This is a genomic window from Scytonema sp. UIC 10036 (assembly GCF_009725235.1).
In genome coordinates this window covers 1-5,626 of record NZ_WJFC01000368.1, presented here as the reverse complement: position 1 = coordinate 5,626, position 5,626 = coordinate 1, and the positions used below count along the sequence as shown (strand labels likewise).

7 protein-coding genes are annotated in these 5,626 nt (G+C 40.5%); 2 read left to right on the top strand and 5 right to left on the bottom strand.

Annotated features, from left to right (window positions below; translation table 11 throughout):
* Positions 1–99: 99 nt before the first annotated feature.
* The 3 genes from F7734_RS60230 to leuB form a co-directional block, all read right to left on the bottom strand.
* Positions 100–921 (bottom strand): A24 family peptidase, encoded by an 822-nt coding sequence (locus tag F7734_RS60230; protein ID WP_155753675.1) that lies wholly within the window; start codon positions 919–921, stop codon positions 100–102.
* A gap of 137 nt (positions 922–1,058) precedes the next feature.
* A complete protein-coding gene (locus F7734_RS60225) occupies positions 1,059–1,319 on the bottom strand; it encodes a hypothetical protein (protein WP_038090006.1) in 261 nt (86 codons plus the stop codon).
* A gap of 94 nt (positions 1,320–1,413) precedes the next feature.
* Positions 1,414–2,502 carry a 3-isopropylmalate dehydrogenase gene (gene leuB / locus F7734_RS60220; RefSeq protein ID WP_155753674.1) on the bottom strand — a complete coding sequence of 363 codons (1,089 nt, stop codon included), beginning with the start codon at positions 2,500–2,502 and terminating at the stop codon, positions 1,414–1,416.
* A 77-nt stretch (positions 2,503–2,579) separates the two neighbouring features.
* Here leuB and F7734_RS60215 point away from each other — a divergent pair, with 77 nt between their 5' ends.
* Positions 2,580–3,059, top strand: a complete 480-nt coding sequence (locus F7734_RS60215) for a PIN domain-containing protein (protein WP_155753673.1) — start codon at positions 2,580–2,582, stop codon at positions 3,057–3,059.
* 11 nt (positions 3,060–3,070) lie between these two features.
* Here the strand turns inward: F7734_RS60215 and F7734_RS60210 are convergent, their stop codons facing one another.
* Positions 3,071–3,589, bottom strand: coding sequence for a helix-turn-helix transcriptional regulator (locus tag F7734_RS60210; RefSeq protein ID WP_155753672.1), 519 nt, complete (start codon positions 3,587–3,589; stop codon positions 3,071–3,073).
* Entirely contained in the window at positions 3,586–4,032 is a 447-nt protein-coding gene (locus F7734_RS60205; RefSeq protein WP_166482836.1) for a hypothetical protein, read from the bottom strand. Before F7734_RS60205 ends, F7734_RS60210 begins: the two co-directional genes overlap by 4 nt.
* A gap of 423 nt (positions 4,033–4,455) precedes the next feature.
* On the opposite strand from F7734_RS60205, the gene F7734_RS60200 reads away from it, so the two are divergent.
* Positions 4,456–5,406: an ABC transporter ATP-binding protein gene (locus tag F7734_RS60200; protein WP_155753671.1), complete on the top strand. Its 951-nt coding sequence runs from the start codon at positions 4,456–4,458 to the stop codon at positions 5,404–5,406.
* The last annotated feature ends 220 nt before the right edge of the window (positions 5,407–5,626 follow it).

Genomic DNA, 5,626 nt, shown 5'->3' with positions numbered 1-5,626 from the left:
AGACAAGGGGGACAAGGGAGACAAGGGGGACAAGGGGGACAAGGTAGAAACATTAATAACTAAATTCCCAATGCCCAATGCCCTTTTGCCTAATGCCCATTAATTATTAACGAAAAACAACCGCAAGTAACTAGACAAGATTGTTTCACCACCAAATATCGTGATGAATGCTCCTAAGGCAAGATAAGGACCAAATGGCATCTTTTGTCCCCATTGGTGTTGTGAGAGTACGATTGAGCCTCCACCCACGAATACTCCCACCACACAGGCAAGAAAGCTAGCTACAAGTAAATACTTCCAACCCAACCACGCACCCATCATGGCTGCTAGTTTGGCGTCCCCTCCACCCATGGCGGTTTTTCCAAAGGCGATTGAACCAATAATGGCGATCGCATCAAACAGCCACACGCCCATAACGGCTCCAATAACTGCTATCATCAAGTGATTTGCCAATTCCTGCCAACTGGCTGTTGGTAAATAACCGAGCGTCATTTGAAAAGCAATTCCCAACACTAAACCTGATTTGGTCAGTGGATTGGGTAAAGTCATAGTGTCCAAATCGATCAGCGATAGCGCTAATAACCAACTGCAAAACGCCCAATAACCAATAGTTAGGAGTGAAAATTTGAATACCCAAAAAACCAATAAAAAAATGATACCCGTTACGCCTTCTACCAGAGGGTAACGGAGAGAAATTTTACTTTTGCAATAACGACAGCGTCCTTTTAACCACAGCCATCCCAGTACTGGAACATTATCCTTGGGCTTGAGCTGGTTGAAGCAGTGGGGACAGCGAGAAGGGGGCCAAAGTACAGACAGCCCAGCAGGTAGTCTATAGACTACAACGTTGATAAAGCTGCCAACAGAAGCACCCAGGGCGAATACGATGAAACTCGCCTGGACAATTACGAAGATGTCCATTGTGTCATTTGTCCTTTGTCATTTGTCTTCTGTCCTTTGTAATTTGTCCAGTGTCATTTGTCATTTGGACTTTGTAAAAATATGACTAACCAATGACTAATGACTAATGACCAATGACTAATGACCTTTTGACCAACTTAGTACATATAGGATTCAATTTGGGTCAACGGAATAAAACACTCATCTGGCAGAAGAACTGGTTGGTGTGTAAAAATCACTTTTCCTCGGTGATTGTACCGATTTATTGCCACTCCTGAAGGTTGTCCGCTCATTTCGGGATGTACCTCGCAGTAAACGTGATAAATTTGTCCGGCAGCTCTGATGACGGTTGGATCGATCAAAGCAGGCTGATTTTTTTGATTGCTGTAATTAGCTTGTCCTTGTTTTAAAGCGTACACCACTCACTGAATCTTGTTGTAGGTTTGTTTTATAGTTTATCCGAAAGTTTTGGCAAAGGTATGCCAAAATTTCCTTGTTTTTGATAGGTGAAGATTATTCTTCTTCCAGAACTTGAATCAGGGCATCACCCATAGCGCGGCAACCCAATAAATTCATTCCCGGAGACATTATATCTCCAGTGCGAGCACCTCTCTGTAAAACTTGTAACACTCCCTTTTCAACATAATCTGCTGCTGCCGACTGGTTTAAACCATAACGGAGCATCATCGCGGCGCTCAAAACTTGCGCTAAAGGATTTGCTTTATCTTGTCCTGCAATATCTGGGGCGGAACCGTGAACGGGTTCAAATACTCCAGGACCTGAAGCACCTAAACTCGCAGAGGGTAACATCCCAATACTGCCTGTCAGCATAGCAGCTGCATCCGAAAGAATATCGCCAAATAGATTTCCCGTAACAATAGTATCGAACTGTTTGGGGGCGCGTAACAACTGCATGGCTGCATTATCTACATACATATGACTTAGCTCTATATCCGGATATTCTTGAGCAAGTTGAGTGATGCGACTTCTCCAAAGTTGAGAAACTTCCAAAACGTTAGCTTTATCAACAGAACACAGTTTGCGTTTGCGTTTTCTGGCTGCTTCAAAAGCTACACGTCCGATGCGATCGATTTCGGATTCGGTATAAGCCATGGTATTAACACCCCGCTTTTCACCCGTTTCGGTGGTAAAAATGCCTTTTGGTTGACCAAAGTATATTCCACCAGTGAGTTCTCGCACCACCAAAATATCAACCCCCTCAACCACCTCGCGTTTTAAGGAAGAAGCATCAATCAACTGGGGTATTATTGTCGCAGGGCGCAAATTGGCAAATAAACCCAATTGCGATCGCAGCCCCAATAAACCTGCTTCTGGACGTAAATGGGATGGTAGCGAATCCCATTTGTAACCGCCAATAGCTGCTAGCAAGACAGCATCGCTGTTGCGACAAATCTCCAAAGAATCCTTTGGTAGGGGTTCACCCGTTGCGTCAATAGCAGCGCCGCCAATCAGTGTTTCTTGAAATTCAAACTGGATATCAAATTTTTGACCCACCACTTTCAGCACGTCTACCGCCACTGCAATAATTTCGGGTCCAATGCCATCGCCGGGAAGTAAGGTAATGCGGTATTTCTGTGCCATAGTTCATGTTTACTAGATAGATGTTTAATCTTGCAGAAAATCGTGCAGATTAAATATAATACCTAGCAAGTGTACCGATGACATTTTCAATTTATTTAGATGTGTGCTGCTTCAACCGTCCTTTTGACGACCGGGCGCAAGAAAGAATTCGTCTGGAAACTCAAGCCTTTTTCATCATCTTGGGTAATTGTCAAAGTGAAAAATGGCAGTTACGAGTAAGTGAAGCCTTAGACACCGAGCTTGAAAATACTCCGGAAGGGCGAAGAAAAGAACAAATGAGGCAATGGGCTGCTTTGACCAAGAATAAAATTACTCTGAATGAACAAATTTTGTCTCGCGGTCAAGAACTTACCGAAATGGGTTTTAAAGATTATGATGCACTACACATTGCTTGTGCAGAAGCAGGAAACGCCGATCTTCTGCTAACAACAGATGACAGAACGTTACGTTTAACTGGAAGGCTCGGAGATTTGCTACAAGTTAGAATAAGAAATCCACTTCAATGGATACAGGAGGTTACAAATGGTGGACGTTTAGGAGAGATTGGCTACAAGTAAGCGTGGGAAACCTATGAGGCTTTGGTTTTAATATTGGTTTTTTCCTTACGCCATTTTTCCACGGTTTTTTTAACTTCTTTTATTTCCTCAAAATCTACTTGTACAACAGCATTTTCAAATTCTACGCCCAAAGCAGTGCTAACTTCAAGAATATCGACAAAGCTAGCGCACTGATAATCTGTCTTTTCGTACTGCTTGACCTGCTGCTCATCAATGCCTAGTATGTCAGCGAGTTCTTGTTGAGTCATTTTTGCTGCTATCCGAGCTTTGATTAACGCATCTGGTAATTTGTTTAAAGAATCAACTTTAATTTGTAACTTGTGATTAGTATTGCAATTCAGAATTCTTTCATATTCAACAATTTCTTCTTGCAATTTCTCTAGATGAGATTGTAATGCACTTCTGTTAATTTCCCATTTCTGAAAGTCATCATTTTTACTTTGTCGATCTTTCTCCATTGCTGCTATTGATTTTTGAAATTCTCCTACTAGATATCTAGTATTTTGATACTCATCATTATTTTTAATCATATTTTCCACCTTAGTAAATCTATAGCAATAATACCTTTACGATTTTTTTGGCGATCGCGCTGAAAGAATTCAAAAGAATTTAAACCATAATTACCAACAGGTTGGTTTGCAGGAAAAATTTCACCTTTATATTTAGCTTTCTGTCCATCACGATCGTAATGATTAAGCAACTTAGGAGCGTACATTCTTAGATAATTAGTGTCTACTGTATCGTTATCATAACAAGCATCAAAATCCTTTGGTTTTTGTTTACTGGTGACAAAACTACCATCTATATAAATAGTTCTACAGCCAGCTGCTTTTAATTGTGTCATTGCCAGTTCTAGACCATTTATCATGCGTTGCCTCGTCAAGTTAGTCCCAAATCTTTCCTTGAATTCCTCCCATTGTACCCAGTATATCCCTGGTGGTAAATTACCGTTCTCATCAAACTCTGGAATCACTTTCTCACACCTTAACACAATTGAACTATTTAGTTAGGCTTACTCCAAAACAAGTAATTTTTCCTACTTATTTTAAGTTAGAAAATTAAGTAAAAACCATACATGAATTTTGAATGTCATGCTATCAGTACTTTACAAAATGTAATATTTTTGACTATGTATAAAAATTTGATGAATTTTTTTAGTACAAAAAAATACTTTCTTTAAAGCTGGTTGCATTTTCCGAAACCATCCTGACAAGTTCTGAAATTAAAGGCTAAGCTTGCTGTACTCAATTATTCGAGTTGAATACCTCAAGTAAACTTACTAACGCATAAGTACGGTTATTTGCTGTGCGTGTGATGATGTCTTTCGTATCAAAAGAACAGTCAGTATGATGCTTGAAAGCCAATCAGTATAATTACAAACTCCAGCCTATTAGTTATGACAAAAGAACTGGCTATTCACACCCGTGGGCTAACCAAGCAATTTGACAGACACGTTGCTGTCAATAACATGGATTTGGAAATACTGTCAGGTGAAGTTTATGGGTTAATTGGTCCTAATGGTGCGGGTAAAACAACTCTCATCCGGATGTTAGCGGCGGCTGAAGAGCCAACAACGGGTGAGATTTATATAAATGGCGATCGCTTACTACGGGACAAAAGCAACCCTACTCTCAAAAGACGCTTGGGTTACTTACCAGATGACTATCCTCTTTACGAAGAACTCACCGTCTGGGACTACCTAGATTATTTTGCCCGCCTGTATCGTTTGCGCGATCCACGGCGCACTCAACGCTTGCATGAAGTTTTGGAACTTATTCAATTAGGTCACAAGCGAAATAGTCTGATTTCTACCCTGTCACGCGGGATGAAACAACGTTTGTGTCTTGCAAGAACCATTATCCACGAACCCATTGTATTGCTATTAGATGAACCAGTTTCAGGACTCGATCCCATTGCTAGGATGCAGTTTCGTGAAATTGTTAAAGTTTTGCAAGAAGCGGGGATGACAATACTCATTTCCTCTCACGTTCTTAGCGATCTAGCAGAACTGTGTACATCTGTGGGAATAATGGAACTGGGTTTTCTGGTAGAAAGTTCCTCTCTCCAACAACTTTATCAGCGCCTCGCCCGCCAACAAATTGTTATATCTACTTTAGGACAATTACCGGAACTCTTAGGCGAATTAAAAAATAATCCCTTTGTACAAGAATGGGAAGTTTTACCAGCCAAGAATAGTGTGCGTGTCAATTTTTCAGGAAAACCAGAAGATTGTGCGGCTTTGTTGCGATCGCTCATAACAGCTAATATTCCTCTCACTGATTTTCACACCACTCAAGAAGATTTAGAAACGATTTTTCTCAACTTAGGTCACAAGCAAGCATCTTAAATAGAGACAAGGGGGACAAGGGGGACAAGGGGGACAAGGGGGACAAGGAAGACAAGGAAGATGTATGAACGCAACTTGGTATTATTTCCATCAACCAGCACTAGGTAAAGCTTTCTCAATCCAAAATCTAAAATCCAAAATCAAAAATCCAAAATCCAAAATCCAAAATCAAAAATCAAAAATCAAAAATCAAAAATCAAAAATCAAAAATCAAAAATCA